The sequence below is a fragment of the Parahoeflea olei genome, assembly GCF_001703635.1.
Classification (GTDB): domain Bacteria; phylum Pseudomonadota; class Alphaproteobacteria; order Rhizobiales; family Rhizobiaceae; genus Hoeflea; species Hoeflea olei.
This window is the reverse complement of the sequence record NZ_LQZT01000002.1, coordinates 43730-65652: the sequence shown is the minus strand read 5'-3', so window position 1 is coordinate 65652 and position 21923 is coordinate 43730. Positions and strand designations below refer to the sequence as shown.

The 21923-nt window shown below is 65.9% G+C and carries 26 protein-coding genes; 13 read left to right on the top strand and 13 right to left on the bottom strand.

The window, feature by feature from the left end; genetic code table 11:
- Nucleotides 1–17: 17 nt before the first annotated feature.
- Together AWJ14_RS03375 and AWJ14_RS03370 are read right to left on the bottom strand one after the other, a co-directional pair.
- The gene (locus AWJ14_RS03375) at nucleotides 18–410 is read right to left on the bottom strand and encodes a type II toxin-antitoxin system HicB family antitoxin (protein ID WP_066175001.1); all 393 of its coding nucleotides are present in this window, start codon (nucleotides 408–410) and stop codon (nucleotides 18–20) included.
- Between the two features lie 13 nt (nucleotides 411–423).
- Nucleotides 424–609, bottom strand: coding sequence for a type II toxin-antitoxin system HicA family toxin (locus AWJ14_RS03370; RefSeq protein WP_066174999.1), 186 nt, complete (start codon nucleotides 607–609; stop codon nucleotides 424–426).
- 162 nt (nucleotides 610–771) lie between these two features.
- On the opposite strand from AWJ14_RS03370, the gene AWJ14_RS03365 reads away from it, so the two are divergent.
- The gene (locus tag AWJ14_RS03365) at nucleotides 772–1095 is read left to right on the top strand and encodes a hypothetical protein (RefSeq protein ID WP_066174996.1); all 324 of its coding nucleotides are present in this window, start codon (nucleotides 772–774) and stop codon (nucleotides 1093–1095) included.
- Between the two features lie 48 nt (nucleotides 1096–1143).
- Here the strand turns inward: AWJ14_RS03365 and AWJ14_RS03360 are convergent, their stop codons facing one another.
- The gene (locus AWJ14_RS03360; protein ID WP_066174994.1) at nucleotides 1144–1416 is read right to left on the bottom strand and encodes a BrnA antitoxin family protein; all 273 of its coding nucleotides are present in this window, start codon (nucleotides 1414–1416) and stop codon (nucleotides 1144–1146) included.
- The gene (locus AWJ14_RS03355) at nucleotides 1403–1690 is read right to left on the bottom strand and encodes a BrnT family toxin (RefSeq protein ID WP_066174990.1); all 288 of its coding nucleotides are present in this window, start codon (nucleotides 1688–1690) and stop codon (nucleotides 1403–1405) included. The genes AWJ14_RS03360 and AWJ14_RS03355 overlap by 14 nt, the downstream gene beginning before the upstream one ends.
- Nucleotides 1691–1913: 223 nt before the next feature.
- Here AWJ14_RS03355 and trhA point away from each other — a divergent pair, with 223 nt between their 5' ends.
- The 9 genes from trhA (at nucleotide 1914) to AWJ14_RS03310 (ending at nucleotide 10003) form a co-directional block, all read left to right on the top strand.
- Complete coding sequence (trhA, locus tag AWJ14_RS03350) at nucleotides 1914–2546, top strand: PAQR family membrane homeostasis protein TrhA (protein ID WP_066174988.1); 633 nt, start codon at nucleotides 1914–1916, stop codon at nucleotides 2544–2546.
- A gap of 118 nt (nucleotides 2547–2664) precedes the next feature.
- Entirely contained in the window at nucleotides 2665–3744 is a 1080-nt protein-coding gene (locus AWJ14_RS03345) for an MBL fold metallo-hydrolase (RefSeq protein WP_083219985.1), read from the top strand.
- A 129-nt stretch (nucleotides 3745–3873) separates the two neighbouring features.
- Nucleotides 3874–4752, top strand: a complete 879-nt coding sequence (gene dapF, locus AWJ14_RS03340) for a diaminopimelate epimerase (protein ID WP_066175197.1) — start codon at nucleotides 3874–3876, stop codon at nucleotides 4750–4752.
- A complete protein-coding gene (mtaB, locus tag AWJ14_RS03335) occupies nucleotides 4749–6083 on the top strand; it encodes a tRNA (N(6)-L-threonylcarbamoyladenosine(37)-C(2))-methylthiotransferase MtaB (RefSeq protein WP_083219984.1) in 1335 nt (444 codons plus the stop codon). The genes dapF and mtaB overlap by 4 nt, the downstream gene beginning before the upstream one ends.
- A gap of 43 nt (nucleotides 6084–6126) precedes the next feature.
- On the top strand, nucleotides 6127–7815 hold the full coding sequence (gene ftsY, locus AWJ14_RS03330) for a signal recognition particle-docking protein FtsY (protein ID WP_066174984.1): 1689 nt from the start codon (nucleotides 6127–6129) through the stop codon (nucleotides 7813–7815).
- The gene (locus tag AWJ14_RS03325) at nucleotides 7812–8522 is read left to right on the top strand and encodes a septation protein A (protein ID WP_066174982.1); all 711 of its coding nucleotides are present in this window, start codon (nucleotides 7812–7814) and stop codon (nucleotides 8520–8522) included. Before ftsY ends, AWJ14_RS03325 begins: the two co-directional genes overlap by 4 nt.
- A 209-nt stretch (nucleotides 8523–8731) precedes the next feature.
- Nucleotides 8732–9079, top strand: a complete 348-nt coding sequence (locus AWJ14_RS03320; RefSeq protein ID WP_066174981.1) for a hypothetical protein — start codon at nucleotides 8732–8734, stop codon at nucleotides 9077–9079.
- Nucleotides 9080–9102: 23 nt separating this feature from the next.
- The gene (locus tag AWJ14_RS03315; protein ID WP_066174979.1) at nucleotides 9103–9756 is read left to right on the top strand and encodes a helix-turn-helix domain-containing protein; all 654 of its coding nucleotides are present in this window, start codon (nucleotides 9103–9105) and stop codon (nucleotides 9754–9756) included.
- On the top strand, nucleotides 9740–10003 hold the full coding sequence (locus tag AWJ14_RS03310; RefSeq protein ID WP_066174977.1) for a hypothetical protein: 264 nt from the start codon (nucleotides 9740–9742) through the stop codon (nucleotides 10001–10003). The genes AWJ14_RS03315 and AWJ14_RS03310 overlap by 17 nt, the downstream gene beginning before the upstream one ends.
- 29 nt (nucleotides 10004–10032) lie before the next feature.
- Here AWJ14_RS03310 and AWJ14_RS03305 read toward each other — a convergent pair whose 3' ends face one another.
- From AWJ14_RS03305 to AWJ14_RS03295, 3 genes are read right to left on the bottom strand one after another with little or no spacing between them, the layout of a single operon-like run.
- Nucleotides 10033–10923, bottom strand: coding sequence for an SRPBCC domain-containing protein (locus AWJ14_RS03305; protein WP_066174973.1), 891 nt, complete (start codon nucleotides 10921–10923; stop codon nucleotides 10033–10035).
- A complete protein-coding gene (locus AWJ14_RS03300) occupies nucleotides 10920–11420 on the bottom strand; it encodes an SRPBCC family protein (RefSeq protein ID WP_210183490.1) in 501 nt (166 codons plus the stop codon). The genes AWJ14_RS03305 and AWJ14_RS03300 overlap by 4 nt, the downstream gene beginning before the upstream one ends.
- Nucleotides 11417–11758 (bottom strand): ArsR/SmtB family transcription factor, encoded by a 342-nt coding sequence (locus AWJ14_RS03295; protein WP_083219983.1) that lies wholly within the window; start codon nucleotides 11756–11758, stop codon nucleotides 11417–11419. The genes AWJ14_RS03300 and AWJ14_RS03295 overlap by 4 nt, the downstream gene beginning before the upstream one ends.
- Nucleotides 11759–12029: 271 nt before the next feature.
- Between AWJ14_RS03295 and AWJ14_RS03290 the strand changes: the two genes are divergently transcribed.
- Together AWJ14_RS03290 and AWJ14_RS03285 are read left to right on the top strand one after the other, a co-directional pair.
- On the top strand, nucleotides 12030–12950 hold the full coding sequence (locus AWJ14_RS03290; RefSeq protein WP_066174968.1) for an MYG1 family protein: 921 nt from the start codon (nucleotides 12030–12032) through the stop codon (nucleotides 12948–12950).
- A gap of 184 nt (nucleotides 12951–13134) precedes the next feature.
- A complete protein-coding gene (locus AWJ14_RS03285; protein WP_083219995.1) occupies nucleotides 13135–14892 on the top strand; it encodes a type II toxin-antitoxin system HipA family toxin in 1758 nt (585 codons plus the stop codon).
- Between the two features lie 64 nt (nucleotides 14893–14956).
- Here AWJ14_RS03285 and AWJ14_RS03280 read toward each other — a convergent pair whose 3' ends face one another.
- From AWJ14_RS03280 to ccmA, 6 genes are all read right to left on the bottom strand, one after another.
- Nucleotides 14957–15484, bottom strand: coding sequence for an NUDIX hydrolase (locus tag AWJ14_RS03280; protein WP_066174965.1), 528 nt, complete (start codon nucleotides 15482–15484; stop codon nucleotides 14957–14959).
- Nucleotides 15485–15827: 343 nt separating this feature from the next.
- Nucleotides 15828–16448, bottom strand: coding sequence for a DsbE family thiol:disulfide interchange protein (locus tag AWJ14_RS03275; protein WP_083219982.1), 621 nt, complete (start codon nucleotides 16446–16448; stop codon nucleotides 15828–15830).
- A complete protein-coding gene (gene ccmD / locus AWJ14_RS03270) occupies nucleotides 16445–16615 on the bottom strand; it encodes a heme exporter protein CcmD (RefSeq protein WP_066175191.1) in 171 nt (56 codons plus the stop codon). Before ccmD ends, AWJ14_RS03275 begins: the two co-directional genes overlap by 4 nt.
- Before the next feature lie 2 nt (nucleotides 16616–16617).
- Nucleotides 16618–17415, bottom strand: a complete 798-nt coding sequence (locus tag AWJ14_RS03265) for a heme ABC transporter permease (protein WP_066174963.1) — start codon at nucleotides 17413–17415, stop codon at nucleotides 16618–16620.
- 113 nt (nucleotides 17416–17528) lie between these two features.
- Nucleotides 17529–18191, bottom strand: coding sequence for a heme exporter protein CcmB (ccmB, locus tag AWJ14_RS03260; protein WP_066174961.1), 663 nt, complete (start codon nucleotides 18189–18191; stop codon nucleotides 17529–17531).
- Nucleotides 18191–18838 carry a heme ABC exporter ATP-binding protein CcmA gene (gene ccmA, locus AWJ14_RS03255; RefSeq protein WP_066174959.1) on the bottom strand — a complete coding sequence of 216 codons (648 nt, stop codon included), beginning with the start codon at nucleotides 18836–18838 and terminating at the stop codon, nucleotides 18191–18193. Before ccmA ends, ccmB begins: the two co-directional genes overlap by 1 nt.
- A 283-nt stretch (nucleotides 18839–19121) precedes the next feature.
- Between ccmA and acnA the strand changes: the two genes are divergently transcribed.
- Nucleotides 19122–21812, top strand: coding sequence for an aconitate hydratase AcnA (acnA, locus tag AWJ14_RS03250; protein ID WP_066174957.1), 2691 nt, complete (start codon nucleotides 19122–19124; stop codon nucleotides 21810–21812).
- The last annotated feature ends 111 nt before the right edge of the window (nucleotides 21813–21923 follow it).

Genomic DNA, 21923 nt, shown 5'->3' with positions numbered 1-21923 from the left:
AGGGGATTTGGGGCCGCTCACCCGCCGATTTCACGGCGCGCCAGATCGGCCAGAAAGGACGAACGGGTCAGGCCGCGTGCGCGGGCTGTGGCATCAACCGCCGCCAGCAGCCCGGCATCCATGGTGATATTGGCCTTGGTGCTGCGGCCAGACAGGCGGATGACCGGCACGGCCAGCAGGAAGGCGCCGTCGCGGAGATCGCGGGCCACATCGGCGTCCTCACGGACCGCCTCAAGCGTGCGCGCCTCCGGCAGTTCTTCGCCTTCGAGATGAAGCGCCAGCGCCTCGCTGGCATTGCCGAGAAGATCGTCGAGCCTGTCGGCCGCCGAGAAGCAACCCGGCACATCGGGAAAGTGAACGCCGAAAGCGCTGTCTCCGTCCTGATGAACGACGCCGATATAATGACGCATGGATTGTCTCCTGTCACTCAAGCCAGCCGGCCTGTTTGTAGATGGCGCGAACGGTTCCGGCCGGCAGGTCCTTTTTCGGGTGCGGCACCGTCACGATCTTGCCGTTCTTCCTGAATTTGTGGTGCGAGCCGGTCACCTTGACCAGCTCAAACCCGTCCTTTTCCAGAAGCTTGATGATCCGCCGACTGTTGCGCTCCATAGGGATGGCTCCACTATACGCATATATATGCGCCTTTGCGGGCGGGAAATCAAGCAATTCGCAAACAGGTGCGACCCCTCCGTTGCGTGTGGGGATTCTATTGACATGTCATATTTAACATGTCAGTTTATTGCAGTTTCAACATAAGCGGAAGGCATCAACATGACAGACGTCTATATCCCGGGTCGATTCAATTCGACCTATGAGCGTGAAAATGGGGAGGCAATCTGGAGCTTCATGAATGAGAGCGAAAACATCATCCGGATGGAGACAGCGACCTATCTCGCGCGACCAGCCGTAGAACCGCTTTCTCCTGGGCTTTTGGAAAGATTTGGAAATCCGATCGCCGAGGACCGGATAAAGCAGATGCTTGGCCACATGACCCGGCAGATAATGGAACGCCTTGGATATCGACTTGAGCGGAACGGGGTTCGCATCACACGAGACGGCAACATTTTCACCAGCGCTTCGCGATACACCGCCTGAAGACGCAAACGCTTTCAGAGCTGAGAGGGAAACCCGCAGACAGTCCCCCTACCGCAACGACTCCTCGATCGCTTCGCGGATCAGGCGCTGGTAGGGGATGTTGCGCTCCTTGGCGCGGGCCTTGATGGCGTCGACGAGGCTAGCGGGCATGCGCAGGTTGATCTGCTTCGACTTCTTCTCGAGCTCGAACCGCATCGGCTTGAAGCCCGAGAGATCGTAATCCGACAGATCGGCGGTATCGACAAAATGCCCGACATCCGCATCGGTCTCGAACACCGGGAACGGCTTGCCCTTCTTCGGCGCGTTGCTAACGTTGCTCATACCGGTCAATCTCCTTCCTGTGCATGTAGCGGGCGCTGATCGGCCTGAGTTTCATAGCTGACTCAGAGCCGCGAAGTGTGAAGATAACGAACAGGTATCTGCCGTCTTGAGTCCGTCCGATTGCATTGAAGCGGGTTTCCTTCGTGATCGGAGACCGGTCCGGCAAGACCATGGGCTCATTGAGCAGCATGAACTCGATTTCACCCTTGGACACGCCGTTGGAGGCGCATTTGGGCCAGTTGCCCTCGTCCCGGTCAAATCCCGAGATCTGCATCGCAGCCCGTCTCTATTGTAGAGACAAATGTATATACAGAATGCCGAGAATCCAAGTCCCGGACAGCACTCCAGTGCGGGACTGGGGCATGCACGGGTAAGACCGCTACTCCTCGGTGAGCCCGGCAGACACCGATCCCAGGAAATTCCCGCTGCGGGCGACTCAACTTCGCCTTCCTCTTCTGCTACGACAGTCCCTCACAGCCCACGTTTGAAAGCCGACCATGTATCCCAGCTACACACGATCCGAACGCGTTGCCGACGGCAGCATGCATGCCATCGGCCTGACTGCGGCGGTGCTGGGGGCTGTCGTGCTTCTGGTGTGGGCGGCAGAGGTGGCCTCGCCCGGGCAGATCGCGGCGATCGCGGTCTATGCGGCGACCCTGATTGCCACTTTCGCGGCCTCCGCCTTCTACCACATGACCCCCTGGCCGAAGATCCGGCCGGTGCTGCGCCGGATCGACCACGCGGCGATCTATCTCAAGATCGCCGGCACCTACACGCCGCTGGTGGTGATGATCGGCAGCGGGCTCGCCTATGTGATGCTGGGCCTCGTCTGGGCCATGGCGATCATCGGCATGACGCTGAAACTCGTGTTCTGGAGCACGCCGGGCAGGTTCGGGCCGGCGCTCTATCTCGCCATGGGCTGGATGAGCGTGGTGCTGATCTGGAGTTCCTGGGGGCAACTGCCCTTCGGGCTGATCGTCGCCGGCGGGCTGCTCTACACCGTGGGCGTGCTGTTCTATGTGGCCAAGAAGATGCGGTTTTCGACCGCGATCTGGCACGGCTTCGTGATCGCGGCCTCGGCCTGCTTCTTTGCCGCCATCGCCGTCACCGTGACGCCCTACGCCGCCTGAAATCCGCGCTGTCCGGGCCGGCGCGGACAGGGAGCCGCGGGGCAAAGGCCTGCGCTTCGTGATGCGGCCACACCGGACGAACCTTGATCCGGCCGCCCCACCCCCCATATCCTCCCCCATGCAGCGCCGGTCCTTCCTCAAATTCTCAGCCCTTGCCGCCGCGATCGGCGCCGGCGCAACGGGGAGCGCCATGGCCTACGCACGCACCCACAACCCATATTATTCCGGTCCGGAATCGGACCATTTCGACGGGACCCGGTTCTTCAACCCCGACGGTTCTGCGCCCAAGGGCTTTTCGGACCTGCTCAAATGGCAGTTCGGCGGCGGCCGCACGCCATGGCCGGACACGGCGAAAAGCGCGCATGCGCCGGCCAAGCCTGCCGAGCGGGTGGAGGGCGACGCGCTGACTGTGACCATGGTGGGCCATGCCACGCTGCTGATCCAGACGGCAGGCCTCAACATCCTGACCGACCCGGTGTGGTCGGCCCGCGCGAGCCCCGTTGCCTTTGCCGGACCGAAGCGCGTGACCGCGCCCGGCATTGCGTTTCAGGACCTGCCTCCGGTCGATCTCGTGCTCCTGAGCCACAATCACTACGACCATCTCGATGTCACGACGCTCAAGCGGCTGGCCCAGGCGCATGACCCGCTGATGATCACGCCGCTCGGCAATGATGCGATCGTCAAGACGGAGGCGCCGGCGATGCGGGTGATGACCGCCGACTGGGGCGAGGCGATCCGCTCCGGCCCGGCCACGATCCATTTCGAGCCCTGCCACCACTGGTCGGCACGCGGCATGAACGACCGCTCGATGGCGCTGTGGGCGGCTTTCGTGATCGAGACCCCGGGCGGCAAGATCCTGCATATCGGCGACACCGGCTTCGACAAGGGCCGGCCCTACGCCAATGCGCGGGCGCGGCACGGGGATTTTCGCCTGGCGATCCTGCCGGTCGGCGCTTACGAGCCACGCTGGTTCATGAAGGACCAGCACCAGAACCCGGCCGAGGCGATCGAGGGCTTTCTGCTGTCGGGCGCCAGCCACGCGCTCGGCCACCATTGGGGCACGTTCCGGCTGACCAACGAGGGCCGCGACGCGCCGCGCGAGGTGCTGGAAGCGGAGCTTGCGCGCCAGGGCGTGGCGCCCGAACGGTTCCTGCCGATGGAGCCGGGCCAGGTCTGGAACGCGCCCCGGCCGGCCTGAAGCCATCGCGCCTTGCGCCGCCAGCTTGAGGCCCGGGTGGCGCCCATGACGGCGCGCGAAGGTGCGCGGCACTGGTAATCGCCCGCAAATTCCGCCATATAGGCCCGGAACACAACAGGGTTGATGAGCATGGGATCGATGGTTCCCTTCGCCAAGATGAACGGGCTCGGCAACGACATCGTCGTCATCGACATGCGTGGCCGTTCCGACGCCGTGACCGCCGAGGCCGCGGTGGCGCTGGCACGTGGCGACAGGACCGGCTTCGACCAGATCATGGCGATCCACGACAGCAAGACCCAGGGCGTGGACTACCGCATCGACATCTTGAACCGCGACGGCTCCCGCGCCCAGGCCTGCGGCAACGGCACCCGCTGCGTGGTGCAGGCGCTGGCCGCCGAAACCGGGCGCAAGAGCTTCACCTTCAAGACGCTTGCGGGGATTCTCACCGCCGAGGAACATGCGGACGGGCTGGTCTCGGTCGACATGGGCCGGCCGGAATTTGCCTGGGACAAGGTGCCGCTTTCGGAAGAGTTTCACGACACCAGCCGGATCGAGCTGCAGATCGGCCCGATCGAGGCACCGGTGCTGCATTCGCCCGCGGTGATGTCGATGGGCAATCCGCATGCGATCTTCTGGGTGTCCGAAGATGTCTGGAGCTACGATCTCGAGCGCTTCGGCCCGCTGCTCGAAAACCATCCGATCTTTCCCGAGCGCGCCAATATCTCGATCGCCCGGGTGACCGGCGACGCCTCGCTCGATCTGAGAACCTGGGAGCGCGGCGCGGGCCTGACGCGCGCCTGCGGCTCGGGCGCCTGCGCGGCGGCCGTCTCCGCCGCGCGCACCGGGCGCACCGGCCGCACCGTCACGGTCACGCTGCCGGGCGGGCCGCTCCGGATCGAGTGGCGCGAGGACGACCACGTGATCATGACAGGGCCGGCGGAATGGGAATTTTCCGGCCGGGTCGACCCGGTAACCGGCGAGTGGCAGGCCGACGAGGTGGCGGCGTGAGCGGTGTGCGCGTGCTCACGCTGGGCTGCCGGCTCAACACCTTCGAATCGGAAACCATGCGCCGGGCCGCGGAAACCGCGGGCCTCAACAACGCGATCCTGGTCAACACCTGCGCAGTGACCGCCGACGCGGTCCGCCAGGCGCGCCAGACCATCCGCCGCGCGCGGCGCGACAATCCGCATGCCCGCATCGTCGTTTCCGGCTGCGCCGCGCAGGTGGAGCCCGAGACCTTCGCCGCCATGGCGGAGGTCGATGCGGTGATCGGCAATGACGGCAAGGGCCGGGCCGAGAGCTACCGGTCGCTGCCCGATTTCGGCGTGTCGGAAAGCGAGAAGATCCGCGTCAACGACATCATGGCCGTGCGCGAGACCGCGCCGCAGATGATCGAGGCCGTGGAGGGCCATGCCCGCGCCTTCGTGCAGGTGCAGAACGGCTGCGACCACCGCTGCACCTTCTGCGTGATCCCCCATGGCCGCGGCAATTCGCGCTCGGTGCCGATGGGCGCGGTGGTCGACCAGATCGCCCGCCTCGTGGGTAACGGCTACCGCGAGGCGGTGATCACCGGCGTGGACGCGACCAGCTACGGCGCCGACCTGCCGGGCAAGCCGTCGCTCGGGACGCTCGCCGCCACGATCCTGCGCCAGGTGCCGGAGCTCGAGCGCCTGCGCCTGTCCTCGATCGATTCGGTCGAGGTCGACGAGACGCTGATGGGGCTGATCGCCGACGAGCCGCGCTTCATGCCGCATCTGCACCTGTCGCTGCAGCATGGCGACGATATGATCTTGAAACGCATGAAGCGCCGCCACAGCCGCGAGGACGCGATCCGCTTTTGCGAGACGGTGCGGGCCTTGCGCCCCGGTTTTGCCTTCGGCGCCGACCTGATCGCCGGTTTTCCGACCGAGACCGAGGAGATGTTCGCCCGCTCGCTCGACATCATCGATGACTGCGGCATAGCGTTCACGCATGTGTTTCCCTATTCGCCGCGGACCGGAACGCCGGCCGCGCGCATGCCGCAGCTCGACCGCGGGCTCGTCAAGGAGCGGGCGGCGCGGCTGAGGCAAAAGGCGCGGCAGAGCCAGGACGCCCATCTCGACGCCATGGCCCGCGACGGCGGAACCCATTCGGTGCTGGTCGAGTTTTCCGGCGTGGCGCGGACGGAAAATTTCACCCCCGTGGTTGCGGCGAACGCGCCAAGGGGCCAGATGGCCCGGATCCGGGTGACCGGCCGCGACGGCGAGCGGCTGACCGGCGAGCTGGTTCACGAACCGGCGGGCGAGGCACCGGGCAAGGCGGCCTTGGGCAGCTTCGCACGGACAGGCATGACAGGATAGGCCCGCGCCCCCGGGTTGGACACGAAAAGGACGACAGGCAGGCATGGCGCTCAACTTCATCAAGAAGGTTTTCTCCTTCGGACGGCCGGCGGAAACCGCACCGGAGACCGAAACGCCGGACCAGGCAGGCGCACCCGCCCCCGGGGCACCCGTGCCGGACCCCGAAAGCGCGTCCGAAACCACCGCTGCCCGGACGGACGCCGCGCCGGCAGCCGCGGAAGAGGCCCGCGACGAGGGCGCCCCACCGGAGGAGCTGCAGGCCGATCCCGGCATTGCGCCGACGCCCGAGCCCGAGCCCACGCCTACCCCCGAAGCGGCGGATGCGGAGACCGGTGACGACGACAAGCCCGAGAGCTTCCCCGCCGACGGCGCCATGCAGTTCACGCCCGAGACCGCGCCGGACGCGGCGGCACTGACGACCCCCGAGCCCGCCGGCGAAGAGCATTCCGGCGAGCCGCTGGTGGCCGAAGAGACAGCTGCCGAAGCCGAACCGCCGCTTGACGAAGGCCTGATGCCCGACGAACTGGCCGCCGATCCCGGCATCGATGCCGTCCCCGAGGCGTCCGAGAGCGCCACCGAAGCGGAGCCGGAACCCGCCACTGCCGCGCTGGACCCCGAACCCGCAGAGGAACCGGGAGAGCCCGAGCCGGAGCCTGGCCCAAAGACCGTCGATGAGGCCGAAGCAGAGCCCGGACCAGCCATAGAGCCCGCGCAGCCTTCCTTAGCCGCGGCCGCGCCGCGCCGGCTGGTGGTGCGCGACACCGTGTCCGAGGCGGAAGCCGCGGCTGCACCGGCGCCGGCAGAAGCCGTGCGCGCCGGCTGGTGGGCGCGGCTGCGCCAGGGTCTGTCGCGCACCTCCGGCCAGCTCTCCGGCCAGATTTCCGGCATCTTCACCAAGCGCAAGCTCGACGAGGACACGCTGCAGGATCTCGAGGACGTGCTCTTGCAGGCCGATCTCGGCGTCGAGACCGCGCTCCGCGTGACCGATGCGCTGGCATCGGGCCGCTATGGCCGCGACATCTCGCCGGCCGAGGTGCAGAAGGTGATGGCCGATGAGATCGCCCGCGTGCTCACCCCGGTGGCAAAGCCGCTGGAACTCGACCTCAGCCACAAGCCGCATGTGATCCTGGTGGTCGGCGTCAACGGCACCGGCAAGACCACCACCATCGGCAAGCTCGCCGCCAAGCTGTCGGCGGGGGGGCTCAAGGTGATGCTCGCCGCCGGCGACACCTTCCGCGCCGCCGCGATCGAGCAATTGAAGATCTGGGGCGAGCGCACCGGCTCGAAAGTGGTCTCGACCAAGCTCGGCGCCGATGCGGCGGGGCTTGCCTACGAGGCCTTCGAGACCGCGCGCGCGGACGGCGCCGACGTGCTGATCATCGACACGGCCGGCCGGCTGCAGAACCGCACCGAGCTGATGGACGAACTCGCCAAGGTGGTGCGCGTGATCGGCAAGCTCGACCCGGATGCACCGCACACCGTGCTGCAGACGCTCGACGCCACCACCGGACAGAACGCGCTGAACCAGGTCGAGATCTTCAGGAACGTGGCCGGGGTCAACGGGCTGGTGATGACCAAGCTCGATGGCACCGCGCGCGGCGGCATCCTGGTTGCCATTGCCGCCAGGCACAAATTGCCGGTCTATTTCATCGGCGTGGGCGAAGGCATCGACGATCTCGAACCCTTCGAGGCGGCCGACTTTGCAGCGGCGATTGCCGGAGAGCCGAAATGAACGACCGCAAGCAGGCCGACCGTCCCGCGCCCGACGACGAAGAGCTGCAGATCTTCGAGCCCGACCCGAACGATCCGCAGCGCAAGCACATGAACCCGCTGCTCAAGCTGGTGCTCGAGCTCGGGCCGCTGCTGGTGTTCTTCTTCGCCAATTCCCGCGGCGACTGGATCGCCGGCCACGTTCCGTTTCTCGCCAATATCGGCGGGCCGATCTTCGTGGGCACGGCCTGTTTCATGATCGCCACCGCGATCGCGCTCACGGTGTCATGGATGCTGACCCGGACACTGCCGGTCATGCCGCTTCTGTCGGGCGTGATCGTCCTGGTGTTCGGCGCGCTGACGCTGTGGCTGCAGGACGAGACCTTCATCAAGGTCAAGCCCACCATCATCAACACCATGTTCGGGGTGATCCTGCTGGGCGGGCTCGCCTTTGGAAAATCCTTCCTGGGCTATGTGTTCGATTCGGCCTTCCGGCTCGACGCCGAGGGCTGGCGCAAGCTCACGCTCCGCTGGGGCCTGTTCTTCCTCGCCATGGCCGTGCTCAACGAGGTGGTGTGGCGCAATTTCTCGACAGATTTCTGGATCGCCTTCAAGGTCTGGGGCAACATGCCGCTGTCGATCGTCTTCACGCTGATGCAACTGCCGCTGATGCAGCGGCACGCCCTGCCCCCGGAAGACCAAGAGGCGGACGCGGAAAACCGGGGCTGAGTCGCCAAGCCGCCGGCACCGCGGGGCCAACCCCAGATCACACGGTCCCCCCAGTCCGCCGCCGCGGAGTCATTGTGCTGCCGTGCAGATGCTTGCGCGTCTCCCGCTCCGATTGCATACTCAGGGCGCGGGGGTGAGGCCTGTCGGCGCCGGCAACATTAAGTAAGAATAACTTATAAGTTATATTAACCTTGATTTTGGGGCATTACATGACATATGATGCATACAGGATCGTGATCGAGGATGACGGCGAATTCGACCGGGCCTTCACGACCTATGCAATGAAGCGCCCTCACGGCGCGTCGCGGCTGGTCATGCGGCTGGAAGCCTTTGCCGGCAATCCGCAGGGGCAGGGCGAATATTTGAGGGGCGCGGGCAGGCTGGCGTTTTACGTGGTGCCGCCCCGCGCCCGGCTGGACGCCGATGGCGAGGCCGGGTTTCTGGCCCGGGTCGACGACAGCGACCGTAGTGTGTGCCCGGTGCGGTTCCTGGCCCCCGACGCAAAGCGGCGGTGGAGCGAGCACGAAAGCTGGGCGGAGCGGATACTGGGCATCTGAGGCCCAGCAACACCGGAGACGGCATGAGCGACAAACCCGCACTGACCCTGGACCAGTTCACCCGCAAGGTGAGCGCGCAAGCCCCGAACTTCACCAAGGCCCTCAAGCAGGAGCAGGCCCATCTGCGCTATTGCGCAAAGATCCGCGAAGACCTCAAGCGGCTGCGCGAGGACATGGGCATGAAGCAGTCGGAGGTGGCCGAGCAACTCGAGATGTCGCAGCCCGCCGTGTCCCGGATCGAAAACGGGGAGGGCGACATCGGCCTCGTCACGCTGTGCCGCTACGCGGCTGCGCTTGGCATGGAGCCGACCATCAGTTTTGCCCCCGCCGCCTCAACCTATGGGCACAGGGACCATCTTGCCCGCACCGTGCGGGCCATCGGCAAGCTCTCCGAGACCCGGCTGGCAGCGGCCGATTCCTCGGCGCACGACCAATACCGCGAGCTTGCGGCCATCGTCGGGGGCACGGAAGCAGGCGTGCCCGGGCCGGCGATCATTCCCGGACCGGCAATCATGGGCGCGATGGCCTCGGCGATGAGCGGGGCCATCACCCAGTCCCTGTCGACCGAGATCGCCAGCATGATGTCGGCTTTCTCGGGGATGGAGGAACTGGGACCGGGGGAGGCCCCGGATCAGGGAGGTGCGCCGGAGGAGCCGTCCGATGTGGCTGCCGGCTGAGAATCTCTGCGGGCTGATCGGCTCCGGCCTTTTGCTGTTCGCGCCCGCCCGCGACCAGCTGTTGCGCCAGCTCAACTGGAAGGCGGCGCGACGCGCGCAAAAGGGCGGCGCTACCCGCAAATACTGGGACATCATCAGCTCCGGCTACGAGACCGAACGAAACGCCTGGAGCTTCTGGGATTCCGCGACAATGGCCGCCGGCGCCCTGCTGATCGGCGCGTCCTACGTGATCAACCCAGGCGGCTGAGCCATTCTTGCGGCTCGCCTGACATTCGGTCAAGCGGCTTCGGCGATACGGGCGAGCTTGCCGAGCGTCTGGTGGCCGAGTTCGACGGCGCCGAAGCCCTTGGCGGTGTCGTATTCGTCGCGGCTGGTGAACACCATGGCGAGCGTGACGCGGGTCACGGGCTTGCCGTCCGTGCTTTCCTGCTCGAACAGCGCCCAGGCCTCGGCATGGGGCGGGCCGTTTTCGCCCCAGAGCAGCGTGTAGGCAAGGCTCCGCTCGGGTTTGATCTCGCGGTAAAGGTGGTGGTTCGGATAGACCGTGCCGTCCGGGCCGATCATGTCGAACACCCATTCGCCGCCGTTTCTCAAATCAATGCGTTGTGTGCGGCAGGAGAATCCGTCCGGGCCCCACCAGCGTGGCAGCGCATCTTCATTGACCCAGGCGCCCCAGACCAGCGAGCGCGGTGCCGCGATCAGCCGGGTGAGCACCATGGTTCGCTCGGCAACCGCGGCGAGATTGGCGATTCCCGCCGCGAAGCCATCCCGGTAGCCCGCCTCCATGTCCGCGGCGAGCGACGACAGCTGCACCGTGAGCGCAATGCGGCTGCCGGTTCCGGTCCTGGAGAACCGCGCCGTCACCAGCGCCGCCGATTGCGCGACGCCGTCGCACGAGATCAGCTCGGAATTGATGCTCACCCGCTCCGGCTCGAGCGCCAGCCAGCGCACCTCGCAGGTCACGTCGGGCCGGCCCTCGACCTTGCACAGCGAGACCTCGCGCCCGCCCGGGCGCGTGTCGGCCTCGATGAATTCGACGGTGACGCCCCTATCGGGCGACGCCCAGAGCTTGCGCGCGGCCGGCGCGGTCCAGGCGGCCCAGAGTGTCGCCAGCGGCGCGGACACGTCGCGGTCGAACGTGAGCGTGGCACAGTTTTGGGCGCTCATGCGGCAAGACCTTTGGCATAGGCTTCGAGCTGGGTCGCGACCGTGCCCCAGCCGTCGAAGAAGCCCATGTCCTGGTGGGTCTTGCAGCTCTCGGGCGAGCGGTGGCGGGCGATCGCGGTGTAGAGGGTGCCGCCACCGGGCGCGTCGGACAGCAGCAGGATCGCCGTCATGAACGGCTCGGGCGCGGGCTTCCAGCCTTCGGTATAGGCATCGGTGAAGACGAGCTTCTGTTCGGGGACCACCTCGAGATAGACGCCGCGGTTCTCCATGAGATTGCCCTCGACCTCGAAGATTGTGTCGAAGCGGCCGCCGACGCGCAGGTCGATCTCGACCGATGTCACCTTGTGCGGCGCGGGCACGAAGAAATGCGGGATATGCCGGGGCTCGGTCCAGCACTGCCAGATCAGGCGGCGCGGGGCGGCGAGCGTGCGGGTGAAGCTCAGGTCGGTGGCGGGATCGAGCTGTATTTCGGGATCGGGGTGGGGGGCAGGCGTCATTCCGGTTTCTCCTCCATCAGGGTTTTCACATAGGCATCGAGCCGGTCGAGCCGCTGCTCCCAGATCCGGCGCTGCTCGGCGAGCCAGGCCTGCATCGGCTGAAGTGCCTCGGGCACGATGGCGCAGGTGCGCACGCGCCCGTCCTTGGAACTGGCAATCAACCCCGCCTCCTCGAGCACCGAAAGATGCCGCATCACCGTGGGCAGGCGGAGCCCGGTGGGTTCGGCGAGATCGCTCACGGGCGCGGGCCCGGCCGCAAGCCGCGTGAGAATCTGCCGCCGCGTCGGGTCCGCGAGCGCGTGAAACAGGGCGGAGAGATCGGTGTCATGCTTAGCCATAAGGCTAACTAACAGCAGCGGACACCGTCGTCAACAGACAGTTTGCCGATTTGCTAAGTATTGTCGCTGGTACGCCCCTTCCCCCGCCCGTCGCGGGCGGTTGCCCCGCCCGTCGCCCCGGCCGGCCACACGGCGCGGGCGCGGATACCCGGGTGGCGCGAGACAGGGGGGATTGCACCCATCGTCATTTGCTGGGATCTAGGCGGACCAATTCGACGTCGCCCGGGCGCGCCTGCCCGTCCGACCCGCACCACCGTTCCCGGAGACCGCCATGCGCATCACCCATCTCGTCACCCACTCCGGCGGGTTTCACGCCGACGAGCTTCTGTCGAGCGTGGTGCTGACCCGGCTTTATCCGCACGCGGAGATCAGACGCAGCCGCGACCGCGACTGGATCAGCCCCGCCGCCGACCGCATCGTCTTCGATGTCGGCGGCGCCTATGATGCCGAACGGCAGATCTTCGACCACCACCAGAAGCCCGGGCCTAAGCGCGCCGGCGGCGAGCCGCTCAGCTCCTTCGGGCTGATCTGGATGCATTACGGACGCGCCTATCTCGCAGCGCTTGCCGTGCCCGACGCCGACATCGAGGCGATCCATGCCGAGTTCGACGCGCGCTACGTGCTGCCGATCGACCTGCTCGACAACGGCGCGATGGAGCCCTCGGTGGCGGGGCCGCTTGCGGGGCTGACCCTGCCGGCGCTGATCGAAAGCCTCAAGCCACCGTTCGACGACCCCTCGCCCACCGCCGACGACGATGCCTTCGCCCGCGCGCTTGGTATCGCCTCGCGCTTCGTCGAGGCGCTGGTCGGCACGCTCGCCGCCAAGGTGCGCGCCGAGGGGATCGTCATCGACGCCATCGCCCGCGCGGGCTCCTCGGCCATCCTCGAACTGCCGACCGGCATGCCCTACCGCCCGGCGCTGGAAAAGGCCGGAGCCGACCACATCCTGTTCGTCGTCCACCCCCGCGGCGACGACTGGACGCTCAACGGCATCAAGCTCGCCGAGGACACTTTCGAGCAACGCGCCGACCTGCCCGCCGCCTGGGCCGGCCTCACCGACGCGGCGCTGGAAGAAGCCTCCGGCGTCAAGGGCGCCAAATTCTGCCACACCGCCCGCTTCATCGCCGTGGCGAGCTCGCGCCCGGCGATCCTAGAGATGGCGGAGATCGCGGTGCGGGAAGCGCGGGGGTGAGTCGGCTAACTTTCGCGTATTTGAAACACGGGAAAGTTAGAAATGCTTGACATCGCCGCAGATATTTCCAACTTTTGCGCAGGTCGAATACGCGAAAGTTGGAAACGTGCTCTATCTCGTCGGCGAAAACCTCGACAAGACCCGTGCCCACTATCAGGCCGAAACCGGCAGGATCGTGCAGCTGATGCGCGGCATCTATGTCGATGCCGACGCCGATGCCAATGCGGAAGTGCTCCGGCATTCCATCCGGATCGCCAACTATCTCTATCCGCGAGCCTATCTCTCGGCGGCCAGCGCGGTCCTGCTTGCCCCGACCCGCGATGGCCGGCTCTTTGTCAGCGGGCCGCGCAACCAGCGCACCCGGATCAGGACGCTGGAAATCGTCCAGAACGTTGCACCCGGTCACCCGGCCCTTGCGACCGCTACCATTGATGACGGCCTGGGAGAATTCCACGCCAATGTCTCATCCATTCGCCAGCGCTTTCTCGAAGCTTTCCGGATGCGCAGCGAACATGCGTCCTCCATCGACGAGGCGATGCGCGCCGACATCGCACAGAGGCTGATTGCAGAGTACGGCGATCCCAGGGCCGCCGCCGATGCGCTATGGGTGCTGGCCCGCGAAAACGAATGGTATCGCGAGGGCGAGCTGGCCGAGCGGTACCTGCTCCGTGAACCTGTTGAATTCGATTTTCGCAATGAAGCGGCACTCGACTTTATCGTCGCCTGGCATGGGACGACCATCGGGCATCTTTTGCATGACGGCTTTGAATGGCGCTGGAAGGCGGACACAGGTTTCGGTCTGCCGCTTATCCAACAACGCGTTCCCGGCAAGCTTCCGCCGTTTGTTCTCTCGCTCTTGCCCGAAGGGTGGCTTGAACGCATTCTCAAGCAAAGCGACGAACGCGCCATGCTGCGTTCAGGCAGGCGCTACATGTCGAACATAACCATCGGCACCACAGCCGCCGAACTTGAGGCATTGCCGGCGGACTTGCTGGTCGGTCGCCTGGCCAATTTCACAGCCGGCGGCCTGTTCACGGGCACCTATACCGGCCCGGGTCGCGGGACCTTCGAACAGAGTTTCGAGGAAAAGCTCGCGCGCCTCTATGCCAGCGCCGGCACGCCGCGCTTGTCCGGCGTGCAGATCAAGGCGCCGATGTTTTTGGGCGAGGACGGGATACTCGTGCCCGGCACCCACCTGCCTTTCACGCACATACTCAAGCCGGCGGGGACCAGCGGCTTCCAGGCGTTGCCGGTGGTCGAGTTTCTTGCCCTGGCGCTTGGCCGCCATGCCGGGCTCGACACACCACCTTCAGCATTGACAGAAATGCCGGACGGCATGGCGCCAGCCCTGATCGTCGAGCGCTTCGACATTCGCATTTCGGCTGCCGACCCGCGGCTCCTCGCGCTCGAAGATCTGTGCTCGGTTCTCGATTTGCCCCCTGAAGCCAAATATGACGGCACGATAGAGCGGATCGCCCGTGCCATCAGGCCGCTGGCGACCGATCCGGAGGCGGATTTGCTGCTTGTGCTCAAGCGGGCCTTGTTCGCCTGGCTCATTGCTGACGGAGACATGCATCTCAAAAATCTGGCGCTGCTGAAGATCGCGCGGCCGGGCACAGGCAGCTTTGAGAAGGTGGGACTCGCACCGCTCTATGACGCTGTCACCACAACCGTCTTTCCCGGTCTCGACCATGACCGCATGGCGCTGAAGATAAACGGCAAGGACAACCGCTTGCGCCGCGACGATTTCGTCAAGATGGCGGCTGTGGCAGGCCTGACGGCCAAGGCCGCGAACCAGGCAATTGAAGACCTGCTTGCAGGGCTGCGCGCGGGCCTGGATGCTCTCACAATTCCGGACATCCCCGGTCTCGACGATGAGATCGTCGGCACAGCAGAGCGGATGATCGCGACCTGTCGCCAGCGCGTCGGCGCGTTTGAATGATGCTGGACGTTTTAGGCGGGTGAACGCCCGCCTTATGCCGATCCAATCAAGCTCGAAAGCGCCCTCACTCCGGATTCCCGAACGGCCCCCGATAGCCTTTCGCCATCACCTCGCGCTCATGCTTGAGCATCCAGTGCACCGTCGGGAAGGCGATTTCGTCGGTGGGCAGGTTGTCCCAGTCGAACAGGGCGACTTCGAGGCTTTCCTCGCCGGCGCCGAACAGGGCCGTGCCCGTACCCGGAGTATTGAGTTCGGCGCGCCAGATCAGCTGCACCTGGCTTAAGTGCGGGACGGAATAGATCGCGAGCAACTCGCCGAGCGCAAGATCGGCCAGCGCTTCCTCGCGGGCCTCGCGGCGGGCGCCGTCCTCGGGGGTTTCGTGAAGTTCGAGATAGCCGGCGGGCACGGTCCAGAAGCCGCGGCGCGGCTCGATGGCGCGGCGGCACAAGAGCACCTTGCCCGCGTGGCGCACCACCGAGCCCACGACGATGCGCGGGTTTTGGTAATTGACGAAGCCGCAGGTGCGGCAGACGTCGCGCTCATGGGTGTCGCCGGTGGGAACGAGGCGGTCGAACTGCTTGGGTGTGCTCATGACCGGGACTATAGGACGGCAAACGGGCAAGGGCGAGACGGGTTGGCCGCGCAGCGCGCGAAAAATCCGGGCCGGCATGGAGCGGTGAGACCACGGGTCTCGAAAAGGAGCCGCGGGCTGGGCCGCCGGCGGATCGGCCAGGTGGCGACGGAGCGGCAAGCGGGCTGCGCAGTGGCGCAGCCGGCGCCACAGCCGGTGTCAGTCGAGCGCTCGAGCGGAGGATCGTTCGACAGCCTGGCCAGAGAACTGGCCAGTTCTCTGGCCAGCCGGTCAGTCAGTCGGCCAAGGGACCCCGACAGCCGGGCTGTCAGAGCGTCACCTGCCAGAGAGACCGGGGGCGAACCTACTTGCTGCCGCCGAGGGCGGCTTCGATGGCGGGCAATAGCTTGTCGCGCAGCGCGGCGGGCGTGAAGGGGCCGATCTGCTTGAACAGGATCTCGCCGTCCGGGGCGACCAGATAGGTCTCGGGCACGCCATAGACCCCCCAGTCGATCGCGGCCTTGCCGTTCGGGTCGATGCCGACGGCGGCGAAGGGATTGCCGAGCTCACCCAGGAAGCGAAGCGCGTTCTCGGTCTTGTCCTTGTAGTTGATGCCGACCAGCGTGATCCGCGGATCACGCGACAGCTCCAGCAGGATCGGGTGCTCCTGCCGGCAGGGTACGCACCAGGAGGCCCAGACATTGACGAGCGCCAGCTTGCCGTCGATCACTTGGTCGGTGAGCGCCGGCACGGGTTCTCCAAATTTGGTCAGGCCTTCGAGCGGGGCGAGATCGAGCGCGGGCGCTTTCGAGCCGATCAGCACCGAGGGGATCTCGCTCGCGTCCTTGCCGGAGCCGAGCTGGTAGAGAAACACGCCCGCCAGCGCCACGAACACGATCAGCGGCAGGAAGGCGAGAAGCAGCCGGCGGCCGCTCGAGGGCGCGGCCTCCTGTCCCGAGGCGGCGTCGCTTTCAGCATCACTCACGATTTGCCCCCTTGCACGGCCTGCGAGCGCCGCCTGATCCCCTGCGCCTCGAGTTCGGCGAGTTCGCGCTTGCGTGCGCGCCCGTCGGCGAGCGTGAAGGCCAGCAGGCCCAGAAGCACCGCGGCGGTGGCCGCATAGGAAATGAACACGAAGGCTTCATGGCTCATCATCAGCGTGTCTCCCCGCCACCGATTGCCCCGCCGCCGATGGCCCCGCCACCAATGGATTGCGCGGCCTGGCGGCGCATGGCCTGCACGCGGCGGCGCAGGATCTCGTTGCGCATGGCCATGAAATGCAGCGTGAAGAAGATCAGCGTGAACGAGATTGCCATCACCAGCAGCGGATAGAGCAGCGTCGGGTGGATGGTCGGGCCGTCGAGCCGCATCACGCTTGCCGGCTGGTGCAGCGTGTTCCACCAGTCGACTGAGAACTTGATGATCGGGATATTGATGAAGCCCACCAGCGTGAGCACGGCGGCGGGCCTGGCGGCACGGGCCGGATCGTCCATCGCCTTGTGCAGCGCCATCAGCCCCAGATACATCAAAAACAGCACGAACACCGAGGTAAGCCGCGCGTCCCACACCCACCAGGTGCCCCACATCGGCCGGCCCCAGAGCGAACCGGTGAGCAGCGACAGGAAGGTGAAGGCGGCGCCGATCGGCAGTGCGGACTTGGCCGCCACGTCGGCGAGCGGATGGCGCCAGACCAGCGTGCCGAGTGCCGCCACGGCCATCACCGAATAGCACATCATCGCAAGCCACGCCGCGGGCACGTGGATGAACATGATCCGGACGGTGATGCCCTGCTGGTAATCCTCAGGCGCGGCGAACGACATGTAGAGCCCGACCACGAGCGTGATCGCCGAGGCGGCGGCGAGCCAGGGCAGCAGCTTGCCGGAGAGGGCGAGGAACCGGGTCGGATTGGCGAGGCCGGTAAACCAGCCCTGGGAAACGGTGGTATCAGTCATGGGGCGTTTTCTATTCCTTGCCGGAACCTGAAACAATGCGCCAGATCAATGTGGCATGGCGATGGCCCGAGTCAAATGACCCGTGTCAAATCGCCCGTGTCAAATCGCCTGTGTCAATCGGACGCTCCCTTCAGCGCCGCGGCCGCGGCGACCGGACCCAGCGCCGCGAAAAACAGCGCGATCGCCGAGAGAATCATGAAGGGCGGGAGAAACGGATCGGGATCGGTGACCGCGGCATAGGAGGCGCTGACCCCGAAGATCAGGATCGGGATCGCCAGCGGCAGGATCAGGATCGACACCAGCAGTCCGCCGCGCGGCAGCGCCACCGCGATCGCAGCCCCCACCGCGCCGATGAAGGAGATCGCCGGCGTGCCGGCGACCAGCGTCAGCATCACCGCCCCGGTCGAGGTCGCGCTCATGTTCATGAGCAGGCCCAGCAGGGGGGCTGCCAGCACCAGCGGCAGGCCGGTGGCGAGCCAGTGCGCCAGGCACTTGACGAACACGGTGGCGACCAGCCCGAACCAGTCCTGCATCACCAGCATGTCGAGCGAGCCGTCCTCGCGGTCGGCCTGGAACAGCCGGTCGAGCCCCAGAAGCGAGGCGAGCAGCGCCCCGATCCACAGGATCGCCGGACCGATCCGTGACAGGAGGTTCAAATCCGGACCGATGCCGAAGGGAATGACGGCGACGACGGCCAAGAAGAACAGCACGCCCAGCATCGCCGCGCCGCCCGAGCGGGTGGCAATCGCCAGGTCGCGTTTGAGCAGCGCCATCATCACCACACCTCCCCGGCGCCCGTCGCGGCGCGGTGAATGCCGGTGAGTTCGAGCGGGATCACCCGGTCGAGCCCGAGCGGCTGGTGGGTGGCGGCGATCGCGAGCCCGCCTTCGGCGAGATGCGCATGCACGAGATCGGCAAACAGCCGGTCGGAGCGGCTGTCGAGGGCTGCGGTGGGCTCGTCGAGCAGCCACAGCGGCCGCCGGGCGACGAGAAGCCGGGCGAGCGCGATGCGCCGCTGCTGCCCCGCCGACAGATAGCCGAACGGCAGATGCGCCACGCCCGACAGGCCCACGGCCTCGATCGCCGCATCGACGGACAGGCCCTGGCCATCCTCGGGCCGCTGGAAGCGCTGCCAGAAGGAGAGGTTTTCCGACACGCGCAGTTCGCGCTTCATGGCGTTGCGGTGGCCGAGATAATGGGCGAACTCGGCGACCGGCAGGTCGGCGCCGTCGTCCCCCTGAAGCGTGAAGCTGCCCGAATCAGCCGCGAGCAGGCCGGCGAGCATGCGCAGCAGCGTGGATTTTCCCGCCCCGTTGGGTCCGGTCACGACCAGCGCCTCGCCCCTGCCGACGGAAAAGGAGATATCGTCGAACAGCACGCTGTCGCCGCGCCGTCCCTTGAGTTTCGTGGCTGTCGCCCGCATCCGGTCCCCGCTTCGGACCGCCAGGAAAGGCGGCGATCCGGTCCAAAACATGCCGCTCAAAAAAATGATCGATGAGCCATTGGTTGATCTGGCACGTTCTTACGAAATTATCTATAACCCCCGCAACCACGCCAGCGGTCGGCGTGAATTCAATATTGCGCCGAACATGATGCCCTTCGCGTCACGGGCGGACAGCGGAAATGACCGTACCCGCATCCTTTACGCAAAAGCGTGCAGGGGTTCGCCTTGAAACATCGGCTGAACTGATGAAAGCGGGTTGCCTGTGGCCAAATCACTCGACAGCTTCAAATGCCGTTCCACGCTCAAGGTCGGGGACACCGACTATGTCTATTACAGCCTCACCGAGGCCGAGAAGAACGGTCTGACCGGCATTGCCGCGCTCCCCTTCTCCATGAAGGTGATTCTCGAGAACCTGCTGCGCAACGAGGACGGCCGGACCGTCAAGAAGCAGGACATCGAGGCCGTCGTCGCCTGGCTCACCAACAAGGGCAAGGCCGAGGCCGAGATCGCCTATCGCCCGGCCCGCGTGCTGATGCAGGACTTCACCGGCGTGCCGGCGGTGGTCGACCTCGCCGCCATGCGCGACGCGATGGTCTCGCTCGGCGGTGATCCGCAGAAGATCAACCCGCTGGTGCCGGTCGACCTCGTCATCGACCACTCGGTGATCGTCGACGAATTCGGCACCGCCACCGCGCTCTCGCGCAATGTCGAGCACGAATACGAGCGCAACGGCGAACGCTACCGCTTCCTCAAATGGGGCCAGCAGGCGTTCAAGAACTTCCGCGTGGTGCCGCCCGGAACCGGCATCTGCCACCAGGTCAATCTCGAATATCTCGGCCAGACCGTCTGGACCCGCGAAGAGAACGGCGAAATCACCGCCTATCCCGACACCTGCGTGGGCACCGACAGCCACACCACCATGATCAACGGCCTGGGCGTTCTGGGCTGGGGCGTGGGCGGCATCGAGGCGGAAGCCGCGATGCTGGGCCAGCCGATCTCGATGCTTCTGCCGGAAGTGATCGGCTTCCGCCTGACCGGCGCGCTCAAGGAAGGCGTGACCGCCACCGACCTGGTGCTGACCGTGGTGCAGATGCTGCGCAAGAAGGGCGTGGTGTCGAAATTCGTCGAATTCTACGGCCCCGGCCTCGATTCGATGTCGCTTGCCGACCGCGCCACCATCGGCAACATGGGCCCGGAATACGGCGCCACCTGCGGCTTCTTCCCGGTCGATTCCGAGACCGTCAACTACCTGACCATGTCGGGCCGCGAGGAAGACCGCATCAAGCTGGTGGAAGCCTATTGCAAGGCGCAGGGCATGTGGCGCGAGACCGGCTCGGCCGATCCGGTGTTCACCGACACGCTCGACCTCGACCTGTCGTCGGTCGTCCCCTCGATGGCCGGTCCGAAGCGCCCCGAAGGCCGCATCCCGCTCGAAAACATCGCCTCGGGCTTCGCCAAGTCGCTCGAGGACGAGTACAAGAAGCCCGGCCAGCTTGAGAAGCGCTACCAGGTCGAAGGCGAAGGCTACGATCTCGGCCATGGCGACGTGGCGATCGCGGCGATCACGTCGTGCACCAACACCTCGAACCCGAGCGTGCTGATCGGCGCGGGCCTGCTCGCCCGCAACGCGGTTGCCAAGGGCCTGAAGACCAAGCCCTGGGTGAAGACCTCGCTGGCCCCCGGAAGCCAGGTGGTGGCGGAATATCTCGCCAAGTCGGGCCTGCAGGAAGATCTCGACAAGCTCGGCTTCAACCTGGTCGGCTTCGGCTGCACCACCTGCATCGGCAATTCCGGTCCGCTTCCCGAACCCGTGTCGAAGACCATCAACGACAAGGGCCTGATCGCCGCCGGCGTGCTGTCGGGCAACCGCAACTTCGAAGGCCGCATCTCGCCCGACGTGCAGGCCAACTACCTGGCCTCACCGCCGCTGGTGGTGGCCTATGCGCTGGCAGGCTCGGTGCAGAAGGACCTGACCTCCGAGCCGATCGGCGAGGACAAGGACGGCAACCCGGTCTATCTCAAGGACATCTGGCCCTCGTCGAAGGAGATCCAGGAGTTCATCATGAAATACGTCACCCGCGAGCTCTATGCGGCCAAATATGCCGACGTGTTCAAGGGCGACGAGAACTGGCAGGCCGTCGAGGCACCTGAAAGCCAGACCTATGCCTGGGACGACCAGTCGACCTATGTGCAGAACCCGCCCTATTTCGAGGGCATGGGCAAGAAAGGCGCGGGCATTTCCGACATCAAGGGCGCGCGCGTGCTCGGCCTGTTCGGCGACAAGATCACCACCGACCACATCTCGCCGGCCGGTTCGATCAAGGCGCAATCGCCCGCCGGCAGCTACCTGATGGATCACGGCGTCGGCGTCGCCGATTTCAACCAGTACGGCACCCGTCGCGGCAATCACGAAGTGATGATGCGCGGCACCTTCGCCAATATCCGCCTGCGCAACCACATGCTCGGGCCGAACGGACGCGAAGGCGGCTACACCTTCCACTATCCAAGCCGCGAAGAGATGTCGATCTTCGACGCCGCCATGAAGTACAAGGCCGAAGGCGTGCCGCTGGTGATCTTCGCCGGCGTCGAATACGGCAACGGCTCGTCGCGCGACTGGGCCGCCAAGGGCACCAACCTCTTGGGCGTCCGCGCCGTGATCGCCCAGTCCTACGAGCGCATTCACCGCTCCAACCTGGTCGGCATGGGCGTGATCCCGTTCGTGTTCGACGAGGGCGCGAGCTGGGAGAGCCTCGGGCTCAAGGGCGACGAGACCGTCGAGATCGACGGGCTGTCGAACCTGCAGCCGCGCGAGAAGAAGATCGCCCGCGTGACCTATGCCGACGGCACGGTCAAGGAGGTGCCGATCATCTGCCGCGTGGAAACGCTCGACGAGCTCGAATACCTCAACAATGGCGGCATCCTGCAGACGGTGCTGCGCGATCTGGCGGCCTGAGCCTCCGCACGCGTCTCGTTGATCAGCCCGCCGGCTTGTCTGCCGGCGGGCTTTCTTTTTGACGATCAGTGGCCTTTTGGACGGTCAGCGGGGCAGTCGATGCCCTCGGCA